The organism is Alteromonas sp. V450 (assembly GCF_001885075.1).
Classification (GTDB): domain Bacteria; phylum Pseudomonadota; class Gammaproteobacteria; order Enterobacterales; family Alteromonadaceae; genus Alteromonas.
The window spans coordinates 1448659-1464834 of the sequence record NZ_MODU01000004.1 but is presented as its reverse complement, the minus strand read 5'-3'; the positions used below and the strand labels follow the sequence as shown (position 1 = coordinate 1464834).

The 16176-nt window shown below is 44.7% G+C and carries 11 protein-coding genes; 8 read left to right on the top strand and 3 right to left on the bottom strand.

Going from position 1 to position 16176, the window contains the following annotated elements:
- Positions 1–228: 228 nt before the first annotated feature.
- Entirely contained in the window at positions 229–1080 is an 852-nt protein-coding gene (locus BK026_RS06420) for a MurR/RpiR family transcriptional regulator (protein ID WP_071815090.1), read from the bottom strand.
- A 283-nt stretch (positions 1081–1363) separates the two neighbouring features.
- Here BK026_RS06420 and zwf point away from each other — a divergent pair, with 283 nt between their 5' ends.
- From zwf to BK026_RS06395, 5 genes are read left to right on the top strand one after another with little or no spacing between them, the layout of a single operon-like run.
- A complete protein-coding gene (gene zwf, locus BK026_RS06415) occupies positions 1364–2857 on the top strand; it encodes a glucose-6-phosphate dehydrogenase (protein WP_071815089.1) in 1494 nt (497 codons plus the stop codon).
- A 1-nt stretch (position 2858) separates the two neighbouring features.
- On the top strand, positions 2859–3551 hold the full coding sequence (gene pgl, locus BK026_RS06410; RefSeq protein WP_071815088.1) for a 6-phosphogluconolactonase: 693 nt from the start codon (positions 2859–2861) through the stop codon (positions 3549–3551).
- Between the two features lie 9 nt (positions 3552–3560).
- Entirely contained in the window at positions 3561–5387 is a 1827-nt protein-coding gene (gene edd, locus BK026_RS06405) for a phosphogluconate dehydratase (RefSeq protein ID WP_071815087.1), read from the top strand.
- On the top strand, positions 5387–6340 hold the full coding sequence (locus BK026_RS06400; RefSeq protein WP_071815086.1) for a glucokinase: 954 nt from the start codon (positions 5387–5389) through the stop codon (positions 6338–6340). The genes edd and BK026_RS06400 overlap by 1 nt, the downstream gene beginning before the upstream one ends.
- Positions 6341–6343: 3 nt before the next feature.
- Positions 6344–6988 (top strand): bifunctional 4-hydroxy-2-oxoglutarate aldolase/2-dehydro-3-deoxy-phosphogluconate aldolase, encoded by a 645-nt coding sequence (locus tag BK026_RS06395; RefSeq protein WP_071815085.1) that lies wholly within the window; start codon positions 6344–6346, stop codon positions 6986–6988.
- 89 nt (positions 6989–7077) lie between these two features.
- Here BK026_RS06395 and BK026_RS06390 read toward each other — a convergent pair whose 3' ends face one another.
- Together BK026_RS06390 and gap are read right to left on the bottom strand one after the other, a co-directional pair.
- On the bottom strand, positions 7078–7929 hold the full coding sequence (locus BK026_RS06390; protein WP_071815084.1) for a D-hexose-6-phosphate mutarotase: 852 nt from the start codon (positions 7927–7929) through the stop codon (positions 7078–7080).
- Between the two features lie 188 nt (positions 7930–8117).
- Positions 8118–9113 carry a type I glyceraldehyde-3-phosphate dehydrogenase gene (gene gap, locus BK026_RS06385; protein WP_071815083.1) on the bottom strand — a complete coding sequence of 332 codons (996 nt, stop codon included), beginning with the start codon at positions 9111–9113 and terminating at the stop codon, positions 8118–8120.
- A 238-nt stretch (positions 9114–9351) separates the two neighbouring features.
- Here gap and malQ point away from each other — a divergent pair, with 238 nt between their 5' ends.
- From malQ to glgX, 3 genes are all read left to right on the top strand, one after another.
- Positions 9352–11553, top strand: a complete 2202-nt coding sequence (malQ, locus tag BK026_RS06380; RefSeq protein ID WP_071815082.1) for a 4-alpha-glucanotransferase — start codon at positions 9352–9354, stop codon at positions 11551–11553.
- 142 nt (positions 11554–11695) lie between these two features.
- Entirely contained in the window at positions 11696–13885 is a 2190-nt protein-coding gene (glgB, locus tag BK026_RS06375) for a 1,4-alpha-glucan branching protein GlgB (protein WP_071815081.1), read from the top strand.
- Positions 13886–13915: 30 nt separating this feature from the next.
- The gene (gene glgX / locus BK026_RS06370) at positions 13916–16006 is read left to right on the top strand and encodes a glycogen debranching protein GlgX (protein WP_083575033.1); all 2091 of its coding nucleotides are present in this window, start codon (positions 13916–13918) and stop codon (positions 16004–16006) included.
- The last annotated feature ends 170 nt before the right edge of the window (positions 16007–16176 follow it).

Below are 16176 nucleotides of genomic sequence, written 5' to 3'. Positions count from 1 at the left end.
TAAGTAAGTGTGGGGCAGTGAACATAATAACGCTGCCTGTAATCGTTTTACGTAATTTTATTACAGAATAGTAGTTGAATTTGACAAAAATGTGAATGGAACAAATAAAAAAGCCTAACTGGCTCGACCAGTTAGGCGTGATTTGTAAACGCTTTTCGCTAGAGCCAACCATCTACTAGTCGTCTTGAAAATCGCTTTTGCCTTAATATTATCGTTAGGGCAAGGGAACTAGTCGTTTCGTTTTTCATAACGCGAGCCACGCAATGTGTCTTTTACTCGCTTGAGGTTTTCCCTGAACTTGTTTCCTCGTCTCAGTGTAAAGCCGGTTGCTAAAACGTCAATCAATGTTAGCTGCGCTATGCGTGATGCCATAGGCATATACATGTCGGTATCTTCAGGCACTTCAAGAGATAAAACATACGTACATTCTTGCGCAAGTGGACTTTCGGCAGAGGTGATCCCAACCACGGTGGCATCGTTCATCCGCGCGATTTGTGCGATTTCGACCAAGCTTTTAGTTCTTCCAGTGTGACTAATTAATACGACCACATCGCCGTCAGAACAATTCATACAACTCATCCGCTGCATCAATATATCTTCGAAATACACGACGGGTACATTAAATCTAAAAAACTTGTTCAATGCATCGTGTGCCACTGATGCCGAAGCACCCAGTCCAAAAAATGAAATTTTTTGAGCTTGTGTAAGTAAGTCAACGACACGGTTGACCACATTTACATCTACAGATTGACGCGCAACTTCAAGGGAAGCCATTGTCGACTCAAAAATTTTGTTGGTGTATTCGTCAGGGCTATCGTTCTCATCAACGTGACGATTAACATACGGCGTGCCGTTCGCTAGGCTTTGCGCTAAATGAAGTTTAAAGTCTGGAAATCCTTTTGTGTCCAGTCGACGGCAAAAGCGGTTTACCGTTGGCTCGCTTACGTCCGACATCTTAGCAAGGGTTGCTATACTTGAGTGTATTGCAGTTTGCGGGTTGGCAAGAATAACTTCGGCCACCTTTTTCTCAGATTTACTGAACGCTGCTTGGTTTTGCGTAATTTTTTCTAATATGTTCATACAAATATAACACTAATTCGCACATCTAATTGTAAGGTACACGGGTAATAGTACCCAATGTGACGGCTGTGACAAGAAAAATGTAATTTTTTGACATTTTTTGTTGATAGTGGGGAGGGAAACCGAGGTAAAATCAAGGGAAAAATAAAGAATAACCTCGTATAGTGGGTATAAGTTGTAATTTTACTACATTTGGTGTTAACTATACGGTAAAAATAGTCGTTAGTGTTGTAAATAGCTGTACAATACTCCGCGAATAATTAAATTAAAAAGGTCGATGAATATGGTATTGGATAATTCCTACGAACCCTGTGATTTTGTGCTTTTCGGAACACTGGGAGATCTTTCACGCCGCAAGTTGTTGCCTTCTTTATATCAGCTTGAAAAAGCGAACTTAATGCATCCAGACACCACTATAGTAGGCGTAGCGCGTCAAGAGATGGAGCTAGATGCTTATATAGAAGAAGTTCATGCTAATCTCATCAAATTTGGTGAGAAGAACTTGTGTGAAGCTACTTGGGAGAAAATGAAAGCGCGTTTGCACTATGCATGCGTAGACATGAAAGACGTAGAGAGCTATTGCGTTCTAGACGATCACGTTGACCCAACTCGCACCATGGTATGCTATTTAGCAACGCCACCAGCCATTTATGGCGATATCTGTCGCGGCCTACACAGCTGCAAAATCATAGATTCAAGCGTACGCGTTGTGCTTGAAAAGCCAATCGGTCATGATTTGGCATCGTCAAAAGTTATCAACGAACAAGTTGCAGAATACTTCGATGAAAAACAAATTTACCGCATCGACCATTATCTAGGGAAAGAGACGGTACTTAACTTGGTATCGCTTCGTTTCGCTAACTCTATTTTTGCGACCAATTGGGATCACAACTGTATTGACCATGTTCAAATTTCTGTTGCTGAGTCGGTAGGTATCGAAGGTCGCTGGGGTTACTTTGACGATGCAGGCCAGATGCGTGACATGGTACAAAACCACTTGTTACAAATTTTGAGTTTGGTAGCGATGGAGCCACCTACCACGTTGGACGCTGACAGCATTCGTGACGAAAAACTCAAAGTACTTAAAGCCCTTCGTCCAATTAACTCATTTAATATTAATGAGAGCACGGTACGCGGTCAGTACACCTCTGGGTTCGTGAAAGGTGAAGAAGTACCGGGATACTTGGAAGAAGAGGGCGCTAACACGCAAAGTAAGACGGAAACGTTCATTGCAATTAAAGCGGAAATTGATAACTGGCGTTGGGCGGGCGTACCTTTTTATTTGCGTACAGGTAAACGTATGCCAACTAAGGTGAGTGAAGTTGTAATCTACTTTAAACGCCAGCCGCACAACTTATTCGGCGACAGCTTCAAAAATCTTCCGCCTAACAAGCTCGTTATTCGTCTGCAGCCAGATGAAGGCGTAGAAATTACGGTAATGAACAAAGTCCCTGGCTTAACCAGCTCTGGTTCGATGGATCTTCAAAAATCTAAACTCAATTTGAGTTTCTCGGAAGCGTTCGCCGATGAGCGAATTCCTGATGCATACGAAAAATTGCTGCTTGAAGTGATGCTAGGTAATCAAGCACTTTTCGTACGTCGCGACGAAATTGAACAGGCGTGGACATGGGTCGACTCAATCTTAGAAGCATGGAAACAATCAAGTGAGCCGCCAGAACCATATCAAGCTGGAACGTGGGGGCCTGTAGATTCTATTGGTCTTCTAGCTCGCGAAAATCGCAGCTGGTACGAAAGCAAAATAGCGAAGAAAAAGTAATATGGCTTTAACAACATTATCATTTGAAACACCAGAAGCACTGACAGACGCTTTCGCCCAAGACTTAGTGAGTATTCTCAACACGGGTATTAAAACGCGCGGTCGTGCATCACTTGTGGTGAGCGGTGGCCGTACACCGCTTGCGCTTTTTAAGCAGCTAAGTGAAACCGAACTAGAGTGGGACAAGGTTGATATTACCCTTGCCGACGAACGTTGGGTTGAAGAAGGTCACGAGGCAAGCAATACCAGTTTAGTTAAAAAAAATCTCATTCAAAATAAAGCCGCAGCGGCTCGTTTTATCGAATTGAAAAGCGATGCTGACGATGCAAACGAAGGTGTTAATGCAGCAGAATCAAATTTAGCCAGCATGTCGCAGCCCTTCGACGCATTAATTCTTGGCATGGGGGAAGACGGTCACACTGCATCGCTTTTTCCTTGCTCAGAACAAGTGCTAGACGGCTTAGATATGAGCAGCGGCAGAACCTGCATTGCTGTTCAACCTACAACAGCACCTCATCAACGAATTTCATTAACGCTACCTGCGCTACTCAATAGCCGTAATATCTTTTTGCATTTAACAGGTGAAAAGAAAAAGCAAGTACTGCTAGACGCTATTGAAAATGCTACCGAAGCGCAAAAGCCCATCACTGCCGTTGTAAATAGAGCACCGGTGACTTTGATGTGGGCGCCATAGGAGACAAGAATGAACCCAAAAATTGCTGAAGTTACGCAACGAATTATCGAGCGTAGTAAAGAAACGCGTAAAGCGTATTTAGAAAAGATTGAAGCTGCCCGTCGTCAAGGCCCCCATCGTGGTGTGTTGTCATGTGGCAACCTAGCGCATGGTTTTGCAGCATGTGGAACAAGCGAAAAAGCTGACCTTCGTTCAATGACCAAAGCCAACGTGGCTATTGTGTCTGCTTATAACGATATGCTTTCGGCACACCAGCCTTATGAAACGTATCCTGCGCTAATTAAAGAAGCGGTGAAAGAAGTTGGCAGCGTTGCACAGTTTGCTGGCGGTGTACCTGCTATGTGTGACGGCGTTACGCAAGGCCAGTCTGGCATGGACTTAAGCCTAATGAGCCGTGATAACATTGCTCAAGGTGCAGCGATTGCGCTTTCACACAACATGTTTGACAGTACGCTAATGCTAGGAATTTGCGATAAAATCGTTCCTGGACTTCTAATGGGCGCGTTAACGTTTGGTCACTTGCCAACGGTTTTTGTTCCCGCCGGTCCGATGCCATCAGGCTTACCGAATAAAGAAAAAGCGCGTGTACGTCAGGAATTTGCAGAAGGTAAAGTTGGCCGCGACGCGCTGCTTGAAGCTGAATCTCAATCTTATCACTCGGCGGGGACGTGTACGTTCTACGGCACGGCCAACTCAAATCAGCTTGTGGTTGAAATGATGGGACTGCACCTACCGGGTTCTTCGTTTGTTAACCCAGGTACACCGCTACGCGATGCACTTACTAAAGCTGCAGCGGTTCAAGCGACACGCTTAACTGATCTTGGCGATAACTATACGCCAATTGGCCACATTGTAGATGCAAAAGCCATTGTGAACGGCCTGGTAGGTCTTCTTGCCACGGGGGGGTCTACTAACCACACCATGCACCTTATTGCGGTAGCGCGGGCCGCAGGTTACATCGTGAATTGGGACGACTTCTCAGATATTTCAAATGCAGTGCCTCTTCTTACTCGCATTTACCCGAATGGCTCCGCTGACATTAACCACTTTGTTGCAGCTGGCGGTATGTCGTTGCTAATTAGACAGTTGCTTGATGCGGGTCTATTACATAACGACGTTAAGACCATTTGTGGTGAAGGCTTAGATTTCTACACTAAAGAGCCTGTGCTTAAAGACGGCGAATTAGAATGGCGCGACGGCCCAACTGAATCGCTCGATAAAGAAGTGCTTGCAACGGTTGATGCGCCATTTAAACCGGATGGTGGTTTGAGTGTACTTGACGGCAACCTTGGTCGTGGTGTTATTAAAACGTCAGCGCTTCGCACGCCTCATTGTAATATCAAAGCACCTGCGGTTGTGTTTGAAGATCAGTTTGAGCTAGACGACGCGTTCAAATCTGGAAAACTAGACAAAGACTGTATTGTAGTCGTTCGCTTCCAGGGGCCATCAGCGATTGGCATGCCTGAACTTCACCGTTTAACGCCACCTCTTGGTGTGCTTCAAGATCGCGGATTTAAAGTCGCGCTTGTTACTGACGGCCGTATGTCTGGTGCGTCGGGCAAAGTGCCTGCAGCTATTCACGTCACTCCAGAAGCATACAAAGGTGGTCTACTTGCTAAAGTGCAAGAGGGCGACATTATCGAGCTAAATACGCAAACGGGTGCACTAACGCTGCATGTTGACGATGAAACACTGGCTGCACGTGAAGCAGCGCCTGCGAACTTAGCGAAACATCACGTTGGAATGGGACGTGAAATGTTTGCGGGTATGCGCGCTATTCTAACCGGTGCAGAAGAGGGTGCATGTTCACTGTTTTACACGCAGGAGCAAGCATAATGAGCCAGAAGTTTGTGGCTGATGTTGGTGGTACAAACATTCGCGTTGCGAGAGTAACCGAGTCAGGTATAGCCGACATTAAAAAATATATGTGTAACGATTTTGCCAGCATTGACCTTGCTATCGCACAATATTTTAGTGACATGCCTGAACACAGCTTTTCGCAGGGCTGTATTGCAATAGCGTGTCCAGTATTGGGTGATCAAGTCGAAATGACAAACCACAGTTGGGCATTTTCTCAAAATGCGCTGCGCTCGCAGCTTAAACTCGATGCGTTGTTCGTTATAAATGACTTCACCGCAGTGGCACACTCTTTACCGGTTTTAGGTGAAGAGCAAGTCGTACAAATTGGCGAAGGTTCAGCGAAAGAAAATGGCAATATCGCAGTTTTCGGGCCAGGTACAGGATTAGGTGTTGAGCATATTACGATGACTTCATCTGGCTGGCAGACGCTAGATGGAGAAGGCGGTCACGTAGACTTTGCACCAGTAGATGAAACCGACGTTGTTGTATGGCGCCATCTTCAATCTACCTTAGGACGTGCTTCTGCCGAAGAAGTCATGTCTGGTCGCGGCCTGAACAATATCTACACTGCGCTAGCTAACCATGCATCAGCGCCGGTTGTATTTACTGAACCCGCTCAAATAACTGATGCTGCGCTAAATGGTACCTGCAAAATTGCTGAGGCGACGCTTACCCAATTCTGCCGAATTATGGGAAGCTTTGCGGGTAATTTAGCACTAAATATGGCAACTACGGGCGGCATCTTCATTGGTGGTGGCATTGCTAATCGTTTCCCCGAATTTATTCAAAACAGCGATTTTAGAGCGCGTTTCGAGGCAAAAGGGCAAATGAAGCACTACGTGAAAGACATTCCCACCTATTTAATTGCAGAGCCTGATCACGGTTTATTAGGTGCGGCTGCATATCTGAATCAAAATACAGCGAGCTAAATTATGACAACGAAATGGAAAACCTCTCCAGAGGAAATTTTTGCAGCCGGTCCAGTTGTACCTGTGTTGGTAATCAACGACGTGGAAAAGGCCGTACCTCTGGCAAAAGCGCTGATGGAAGGTGGTATTAAAGTACTTGAAGTGACTTTGCGTACTCCTGCTGCTATCGATGTAATTAAGCGTATCGCCGACGAAGTGCCTGATTCCCTGATTGGCGCAGGTACAGTTACCAACGCACAGCAGCTAAAAGCGGTTGTTGAAGCGGGCGCTAAGTTTGCTATCAGCCCAGGTATGACGGCTGATTTGCTAAAAGCGGGTATGGATTCAGACATTCCACTTATCCCTGGTATTTCTTCAACGTCTGACTTAATGAAAGGTAAAGATGCGGGTTATACCCACATGAAGTTTTTCCCTGCAGAAGCGTCAGGTGGTGTTAAAGCTATCAAGTCTATCAGTGGTCCATTCCCTGATGTGACGTTCTGCCCAACGGGCGGCATTGGTCCAAACAACTACAATGACTATTTAGCGCTTAACAACGTTAAATGTGTAGGTGGTTCGTGGTTGGCACCGGATGACGCTATTGAGTCAGGTGACTGGGAGCGTATTACACAGCTAGCAAAAGAGGCCGTTGAAGGCGCTAAACAGTAATTACGTTAACGATTTAAAAGCAATTAAAAAACCTGCCGTTGGCAGGTTTTTTTTTGGTATTAGGTTAGTACGCCACGATGTATTAATCTCTATCGTGGAACAATAATTTGCTCAAGTGCAAAACTCTCACCAGGAGCAAGTGTTTTTCCTTGTGTCAGTGAGGTTTCAACACACAGCATATGTTTGTAGCCAAATGGGTCCATGTCTGAAATTGACGCTGCGCTTTGCCATGGGTTCCATACTACGAGCGAGTCATTACCCTTCGAAATCACCTCAGTATATATAGTGCCGTCTACTTCAATTTCAGCCGTTTTGACGGGCACAAGGTGGATACGATCTGTTTCACCAGTAATGGTGTAGGGGTGTGGTGTTTCTTTTAGCCCCCAGTCATCAAGTTTATCTTTGTACTGGCCTTCAATACCATTTATTTGCGTGTTCTGTATGTCATCTACATGAAAATAAGTGTGCAGCGCGCAGTTAAATTCAATCGGTGCGACGCCAGTATTTTCAGTGATTAAAGACACTTCCATCGTCTTACCAACAGCAATTATCATGGTCACGCTACAATCGTTTTCAAACCCTTCAGCTCGGGTAAAACTAGGTGACAATGTGATGGTAGTACTGTTTTCCGTTTCCGCTGAATTAATCAGTTTCCATACTTGGGTTCTTAAAAAGCCGTGAGCGGGAAGGGCACCTTTTTCTCGGCCATGATCATCGCTAAACCAAGGCCAACAAACCGGTATACCACCGCGAATAGGACGTTCTCCATTCAAATACGCGTGAGGGCTTACCCAAAGCCTTTCCTTGCCATCACTGTTAGGGATGAACGACAGAATATGACCGCCAAATAGGCTGATGCGTGCAGAAGCAAACGCATTACTAACGTCTAGAAAGGTAAGTCCGTTGGACTCACTCACAGTGACTGAACTAACAGATGGCATAAGCCCTCCTTGGACGAATAATAAAGGAAAAAAGCGTACACGACGATGAAGCGGACGTCGTTGGAATATCGTTATTCTGCGTGTTTATGACCACGAAAAACAAAAAAGGTGCAAACACTGTGTTTACACCCTTAGATTAACCCAACTTTAGCGCAAATAGTTTAACTATTTTTGCAAGCTTTAGTTAATTACTTAGATATGTGAGCTACCAGGTCAAGAACCTTATTTGAGTAGCCCCACTCGTTATCATACCAAGACACGAGTTTAACAAATGTATCGGTAAGTGCGATACCTGCCGTTGCGTCAAACACTGAAGTACGCGCGTCGCCAAGGAAATCGTTAGATACAACTGCATCTTCAGTGTAACCCATGATACCTTTAAGCTCGCCTTCTGACGCTTCTTTCATTGCCGCACAAATTTCCTCGTAACTAGCAGGCTTCGCTAAGTTAACAGTTAAGTCGACTACTGAAACATTTGGCGTAGGAACGCGGAAAGCCATACCTGTTAGTTTACCGTTAAGCTCAGGAATTACTTTACCTACTGCTTTTGCAGCCCCCGTTGACGATGGGATAATGTTCTGACCCGCACCGCGACCACCGCGCCAGTCTTTCATAGAAGGACCGTCTACTGTTTTTTGTGTCGCAGTAGTTGCATGAACAGTCGTCATCAGGCCGTCCACAATGCCAAACTTGTCGTTAAGTACTTTGGCAAGTGGCGCAAGGCAGTTCGTTGTGCAAGACGCGTTAGAAACAATTGTTTCGCCAGCGTAGCTATCTTGGTTAACACCCATAACAAACATTGGTGTGTCATCTTTAGAAGGCGCAGACATAACAACTTTCTTCGCCCCTGCTTCAATGTGTTTCGCTGCGGTTTCTTTGGTAAGAAATAGTCCTGTAGACTCAACGACAACGTCAACATCCACTTCATCCCACTTTAATGCCGCAGGATCTCTTTCAGAAGTGATGCGAATAGTTTTACCGTTTACGATGAGACTGTTATTGTCTACAGAAATATCACCATCGAAAAGACCATGAGTCGAGTCGTACTTTAATAGATATGCAATGTAGTCAGTGTCTAATAAATCGTTGATAGCAACAACTTCAATGTCTTGGCGCTCTGCTGCCGCGCGCATTACAAGACGGCCTATTCGGCCAAAACCATTGATACCGATGCGAATTGTCATAACGTACCCCGATTATTTCTAAATAAAATGAAAATAAATTACGTAAAGTATGGATCAAAATGCCATAATTAGCAAAATTAATTACGATTGTGTTGCAAAATTACAAACAGTTGCCTTTGCAATCGTATTCAGATTTCGCCGAGCCTTTGTTTCTAGAATAATGTTAAAAAATTGTTTGTAGACCATAGGTGCGATTTGCCGCTATGCGTCTTTCACTAAAAAACAGGAACGACTTACGATGACACAACAACTTCTGCAACAATTGGTTGAAATGCGGGGCATTGAAACCCGTTATGTCGACGCTTGGGGAAATCCGGCAACCATCGCAGAAAAAAGCAAGGCTAAATTGCTCAACGTTCTAGGTTATGACACCAGTAATGACGAAAAGATTCAGTCACAAATATCTGCGGATATTGCATCCGTTTGGTTATCACCGCTGAATCCTGTCTCAGTAGTAAGAAGTACTGAACAAATCAACCTTCCTGTAAGACTTCCTATTGAACTTGTTAACGATGAACACGTGATTACGATCACGTGCGAAGACGGGAAAGCGATTGAACATAACTTTATACCCGTTGATCAAGAAATGATGACGATGGCACATATTGATGACGTGGAATTTCATGAGTATGTCGTAACGTTACCGTTTTCGTTGCCGTTGGGTTATCACGACGTGACGCTTTCTGCGGATAATGACCAGCTTGGGACTTCGCGTATTATTGTCGCACCTCAAGCGTGCTACACGCCTAGTGAAATTCAACAAGGCAAGAAAACGTGGGGACTCAGCGTTCAATTATATTGTGTTCGCAGCGAGAAGAATTGGGGAATAGGCGATTTTTCCGACCTCGCGTTGTTGGTCGAAAAAGCCGCTGCTGTTGGTGCTGATTTTGTTGGTTTAAATCCTATTCATGCCCTTTATCCGGCCAATCCTAATGCGTGCTCGCCTTATGGACCGAGTTCACGTCGTTGGCTTAACTACCTTTATATTGATGTTACTGCGGTAGATGGCTATGAATCAGATCCTGTACAAGAAATCGTAAATAATGAAACGTTTAAGAAAACTCTTGAACACGCGCGAAGCGAAGACTACGTCGATTATGAAGCTGTTGCACACATTAAGTTAACAGCGCTCAAGGCCGTTTTTGACGTTTACGAAGAAAAGTATCTTCGTAACAATACTAAGCAAAATAAAGCATTCAAGGCGTTTATCGAAGCGGGGGGAGAAAGCCTGGACATGCTGGCTACCTATGATGCGCTTCAATCCGATTTGCATGCACAAGGGAAGGAGAGCTGGGGCTGGCCTGTTTTTCCTGAAGCGTATAAAGATTACTACAACCCTGCGGTCGAGAAATTTAAGAAGGCGAATAAGCGTCAGGTGAAGTTTTATCTTTTTCTTCAGTGGATTGCTTCACAGCAACTCGAAAATGCCAGTAGTAAAGCAATTGAGTGCGGTATGACGATTGGCCTGTATCGCGACCTTGCCGTCGGGGTGAGTGAGGGCAGTGCAGAGATTTGGGGTAACAAAGATTTATATTGCACTGATGCAAGTGTTGGTGCGCCACCCGATATTCTTGGGCCGTTGGGACAAAACTGGGGCCTTCCTCCTATGGATCCTCGAAAACTCTACGAACAAGGTTACCAGCCAATTATCGATTTATTTGCATCGAACATGGCATCGTCAGGCTCGCTTCGTATTGATCATGTTATGGCCTTGTTGCGCTTATGGTGGGTTGTGAAAGGCGACAATGCGAAAGACGGTGGATATGTATATTACCCGGTTGATGATTTGCTTGGTATTTTAGCGCTTGAGAGTCATCGCAACCAAAGCTTGGTCATAGGGGAAGACCTAGGCACTGTGCCAGAGGAAATTCGAAGCAAGTTGGCCGATAACGGGGTGTACTCTTATCGTGTGTTTTTCTTTGAACAGGCTGAAGATGGCGGTTTCTTTTCACCAAGTCACTATCCTGTTCAGTCTATGTCAACACTCACCACACATGACATGCCCACGTTAATTGGCTATTGGCACTGCCTCGATCTCGAACTGGGCAAAGATATTGGATTGTATCCGACCGAAGAGATTTTACAGACCTTGTATACAGACCGTCACGAAAATAAGCAGGCAATTCTGGATACATTACACGGCCATGGTTCCGTAGGCCACGAGGTAGGTCGAGACGTAAACTATACTGGGATGGATAAGGCGCTCAACCATGGTATGCAGGTGCATATGGCCGGTGGCTCCAGCGCTTTGTTAAGCCTTCAACTTGAAGATTGGTTAGAAATGGATAAACCTGTAAACGTACCGGGTACGTTTAACGAATACCCTAATTGGAAGCGAAAGCTGACTGAGAACATTGAGTCGTTGTTTGAAAGAAAAGATATCAATGAACTTGCTGCTAAGCTAACCCAGTCGAGAAAGCACGCAAGCGCTAACAAGTGATAGTCAGAGTTATTGCCTAGTAGGCACAAACCGTTAATATAAAGTACCTCGGCGGTACTTTTTGTGGAGGCAGGTTTACATTGAAGAAACCTACCTCCTTGAACCAACCCGCTCTATAGCGGGTTTTTAGTAGGAGTAGCGAATGCATTTAGCGCAGCAGTTGGAACAGGTATTAAGTTCACACCCATTTTCTCAGCTAGGGGTAGTGGAAGGAGAAGGGACGAAGTTAATCCGGGTATGGCGTCCAGGTGCCAATGCTATTACTGCGTCATGGGAAGATCCCGCGCTAAAAAGTATCGCGATGACTGCACTCACGCAAAGTGGCTTGTTTGAGGCTGAAGTGTCAGCGCAACAGGCAGAAGCTGTATACAGGCTAGATGTTGAAACAGACAATGGTACAGCGTGTTATATCGACCCGTATCAGTTTGACGAGCAGGCTTTCCACGCGGTTCATTATATTGATGCAAAACCAGAAAATCTGTATCAACAAGCGGGCGCTCAACTCGTTAATTTTTCAGCTAGAGGGGCGAAGAGTGTAACAGGGGTTCGATTTTGTGTTTTTGCTCCGAATGCAAAATCAGTCTCGTTAATTGGCGACTTTAATCAATGGGATGGACGCTGTCATCCCATGCAAAAAACATCAATGGGATATTGGGTTCTGTTTGTACCGGAATTAAAAAAAGGCGAGCGGTACAAATATCAATTAAAAGATGCGAGTGGCCATGAATTACCCCATAAAGCAGACCCTTTGGGGTTTAGTGCTGAGCAATACCCCTCTCATGCGTCAATAATTTACAATCACGACACGTATCAATGGAATGACGAACTGTGGCTTCAGCAACGTAAAAAAGACAAATATGTCAATCCAATGAGCATTTATGAAGTCCATTTAGGCTCATGGAAGCGACCTGGTCTTGATGTTGATGCACGTTACCTGTCCTACAGAATGTTAGCTGACGACCTTATCTCATACGTGAGCGAAATGGGTTATACCCATGTAGAACTGCTGCCCATATCAGAGTTTCCGTTTGATGGATCATGGGGTTATCAACCCGTGGGAATGTTCGCACCCACAAGCCGGTTTGGTGATCCTGATGACTTTAAGTATTTCGTTGACCGGTGCCACCAAGCTGGAATAGGCGTTATCATCGATTGGGTGCCAGCGCACTTCCCAGAGGATGGACATGGGCTTGCCCGGTTCGACGGTTCGTGCGTTTATGAGTATGAGGATCCTAGAAAAGGCTGGCATCCGGATTGGAATTCTTGCATTTATGACTTTGGCAAAGATACCGTGCGCCAGTTTCTAGTAGCAAATGCACTATATTGGTTAGATAAGTTTCATATTGATGGGCTTCGGGTTGATGCAGTTGCGTCTATGCTTTATCTCGATTATTCACGCAATGACGGTGAATGGATCCCCAATGTCGACGGTGGTAATGAAAATTACGAAGCAATAAGTTTGCTAAAATGGATGAACGAAGAAGTGTATGGCCGCTTTCCTGACACCATGACCATTGCTGAAGAGTCGACATCATTTCCCAAGGTGTCTCGCCCTGTATTTGAGGGAGGCTTGGGATTTGGTTTTAAGTGGAACATGGGCTGGATGCATGATTCATTGCATTACATTGCGAAAGATCCTGCTTATCGGCATTACCATCATAATGATATTACCTTTAGCATGGTGTACGCCTTTGATGAAAATTTTGTGTTGCCAATATCTCACGATGAAGTAGTTCACGGAAAAGGCAGTTTAATTCGGAAAATGCCGGGTGACGAATGGCAACAAACAGCAAATCTGCGTGCCTACGCAGGCTTTATGTATGGCCATCCAGGTAAAAAGTTGAATTTCATGGGAAATGAAATAGGTCAGTCGAGTGAATGGAATCACGATAGTAGTATTGATTGGCATTTACTCAACTACGAGCGCCACAGTGGTATTCAGTTGTTATACAAAGCGCTAAATGAACTTTATACGTCAACGCCAGCGTTATTCGAACAAGACCACGTGTCAGACGGATTTGCTTGGCTTGATCACAACAATGCTGAACAAAGTGTTGTTTCATTTGTTCGCCTGTCTAAAAATAAAAAGCAAAAAGTGTATGTGATAAGTAATTTTACGCCTATTCCCCGCGAACATTACAGGATCGGCGTGGATGATGCATATCAGCTTTCACTCGCACTCAATACTGATGACTCAAAATTCTGGGGAAGTGGTTATCAAGTGAAGCAGTGTGTAGAGACCGAGCTGTTACCGTGGAACGAGAGGCCAAATTCAGCATTAATTCATTTGCCTCCGCTTGCTACCTTATTTTACATCGCCAACGTAGAGTAGGCATGAACCGATTTGTTGAACGAGGCCATTTTGGACGAAAAACGAGTGACGTCTGATAATTCGAGATTCATTTCCACTGGAAGCCCATTTCCTTTAGGGAGTGCCGCTAGCGTTGGTGGCTGTAATTTTGCTGTTTATGCGCCTGACGCTACGGCTGTCATATTGTGTTTTTTTAACCAAGACACGGAAGAAGCAACCGACGAATACCCTTTGCCAGAGAAAACTGGTGACGTGTGGCACGGCTTCTTCGCAAACATAAAAGCGGGGCAGTACTACGGATATCGTGTACAACGAGGAAAGAACGAGCTTCATAGCGTGCCAACGGATAAATTGCTCATCGATCCTTACGCTAAAAAAATTAGTCGCGCAATAAAGTGGGACCCCAGACAGTACAAGCATGATTCCCAGTTTATGATCCCAAAATGTATTGTCGTTGATGAGTCGCAATACGCTGAAAACAAAACGAAAGCGCCAACAATACCTAAACATAAGAGAATTATTTATGAGGCGCATGTAAAGGGACTGACTCAGTTACACCCAGACGTACCAGCACCGCACAGAGGCAAGTTCATAGGTGCATCACACCCAAGTGTCATTGAGCACCTAAAGTCACTTGGCGTTACTACGGTTCAGTTTATGCCGCTATGCTCCTTTATGCCTGAACCTTTTATTACAGATAAAGGCCTTACCAATTACTGGGGATATAATCCGGTTAATTTTTTTGCGCCAGAGCCAAGGTATGGCGTTGAAGACGCACTGCAAGAACTTCAAAATATGGTAAATACCTATCACGAGGCTGGTTTGGAAGTTATTGTTGATGTCGTTTTTAATCATACAGCGGAAGCAGGGGATGGCGGCCCTGTAGTATCTTTTAAGGGCTTTTGCCCCTATCAAGCTTATTTACTTGAGCAAACCAAAAGCGGTGAACTCCTTTATGCGAATTACTCGGGGTGCGGTAACACAATCAACACTTCGCATCCATTTATGATGGCGCTAATTTTAGACGCGATGCGCCATTGGGTGGAGATTATTGGGGTTGACGGTTTTCGCTTTGATTTGGCGGTATGTTTAGGCAGAGAACCTCACGCATATAACAATAGATCGGGTCTATTACGTGCGATAAATAGTGACCCGGTATTGCGTGGAAAAGTGTTAGTTGCCGAACCATGGGATATAGGACCCGACGGCTATCAAGTAGGCAATTTTCCTGTCCCGTGGTTAGAAGTAAACGACAAATACCGCGATACGGTTAGAGCATTTTGGCGTGGTGATGACGGCGTGACAGCAGACTTCGCTACGCGGCTAATGGGGTCTAGAGACATATTTCACAAAGGAAAGCGTCATATAAGCACGTCCGTGAATAACATAACTTATCATGATGGCTTTACTTTGCACGACCTGGTGACGTATGCCGAACGTCATAACATGGATAATTTAGAAAACAATAATGATGGTCACGGTCACAACCTTTCAGCCAACTACGGCGTTGAGGGTGAGACAAACAACCCAGCAATTTTATCGATGCGAGAACGTCAAAAGCGAAACCTGTTTGCTACGCTGATTTTTTCGCAAGGTACACCACATGTTCTCGGCGGTGACGAGCTTAGTCGTTCGCAAAATGGGAATAACAATGCCTATTGCCAAGACAACCCGATTAGCTGGATAAACTGGGAACTCAATAAACGTAAACACGACTTCTTAAAGTACTGCCAGTACGTTATCCGTTTGAGGCAGTCATCATTGTTACTCAGCGAATTAAAGCTCCACGACGACGGGTTTACTCTATCTCGCAATGTAAAAGAAATTAACTGGTATAAGCCTGATGGTTCAGATAAAGCATCTGAAGATTGGAATGCACAGCACAATAAAGCGTTTGGTGTTGAGATCAAAGGGTGTCGCGTTGCGGATCAGACTCCAGAACATTGGTTTTTGTGTGTGAATGCGAGTGACAGTGATGTTCGCTTTCATCTTCCCTCTTCGCAAACAAAAGGGGGGTGGACAATGCATCTAGATACACGATATTCGTCTTTAGAAGAGCAGCCTTCAATATGTATCCAAAAAGTATTTTTACAAGCTAGCAAATCGCTTACCTTGTTTAGCTTTGCTGAATACATCAATTGAGTGTTGCGTTTACCGGCGGTTAAATTTTAACCAGGCTGTAAATGTCGTCGCTAAAGAAGAGTGATAATCATGGCTATCTTGGGCGTAAACATTCACCAGTGATGGCAATTACAGCATACCTTGCTTAATTAAGTGGTATGACTGTTCTTTATTCTATCAGGTGGTATCAT

What these genes read in the sequence shown, in the direction of transcription:
- BK026_RS06420 (WP_071815090.1), bottom strand. Translation starts at nt 1,080, where the DNA reads ATGAACATATTAGAAAAAATTACGCAAAACCAAGCAGCGTTCAGTAAA.
- zwf (WP_071815089.1), top strand. Translation starts at nt 1,364, where the DNA reads ATGGTATTGGATAATTCCTACGAACCCTGTGATTTTGTGCTTTTCGGA.
- pgl (WP_071815088.1), top strand. Translation starts at nt 2,859, where the DNA reads ATGGCTTTAACAACATTATCATTTGAAACACCAGAAGCACTGACAGAC.
- edd (WP_071815087.1), top strand. Translation starts at nt 3,561, where the DNA reads ATGAACCCAAAAATTGCTGAAGTTACGCAACGAATTATCGAGCGTAGT.
- BK026_RS06400 (WP_071815086.1), top strand. Translation starts at nt 5,387, where the DNA reads ATGAGCCAGAAGTTTGTGGCTGATGTTGGTGGTACAAACATTCGCGTT.
- BK026_RS06395 (WP_071815085.1), top strand. Translation starts at nt 6,344, where the DNA reads ATGACAACGAAATGGAAAACCTCTCCAGAGGAAATTTTTGCAGCCGGT.
- BK026_RS06390 (WP_071815084.1), bottom strand. Translation starts at nt 7,929, where the DNA reads ATGCCATCTGTTAGTTCAGTCACTGTGAGTGAGTCCAACGGACTTACC.
- gap (WP_071815083.1), bottom strand. Translation starts at nt 9,113, where the DNA reads ATGACAATTCGCATCGGTATCAATGGTTTTGGCCGAATAGGCCGTCTT.
- malQ (WP_071815082.1), top strand. Translation starts at nt 9,352, where the DNA reads ATGACACAACAACTTCTGCAACAATTGGTTGAAATGCGGGGCATTGAA.
- glgB (WP_071815081.1), top strand. Translation starts at nt 11,696, where the DNA reads ATGCATTTAGCGCAGCAGTTGGAACAGGTATTAAGTTCACACCCATTT.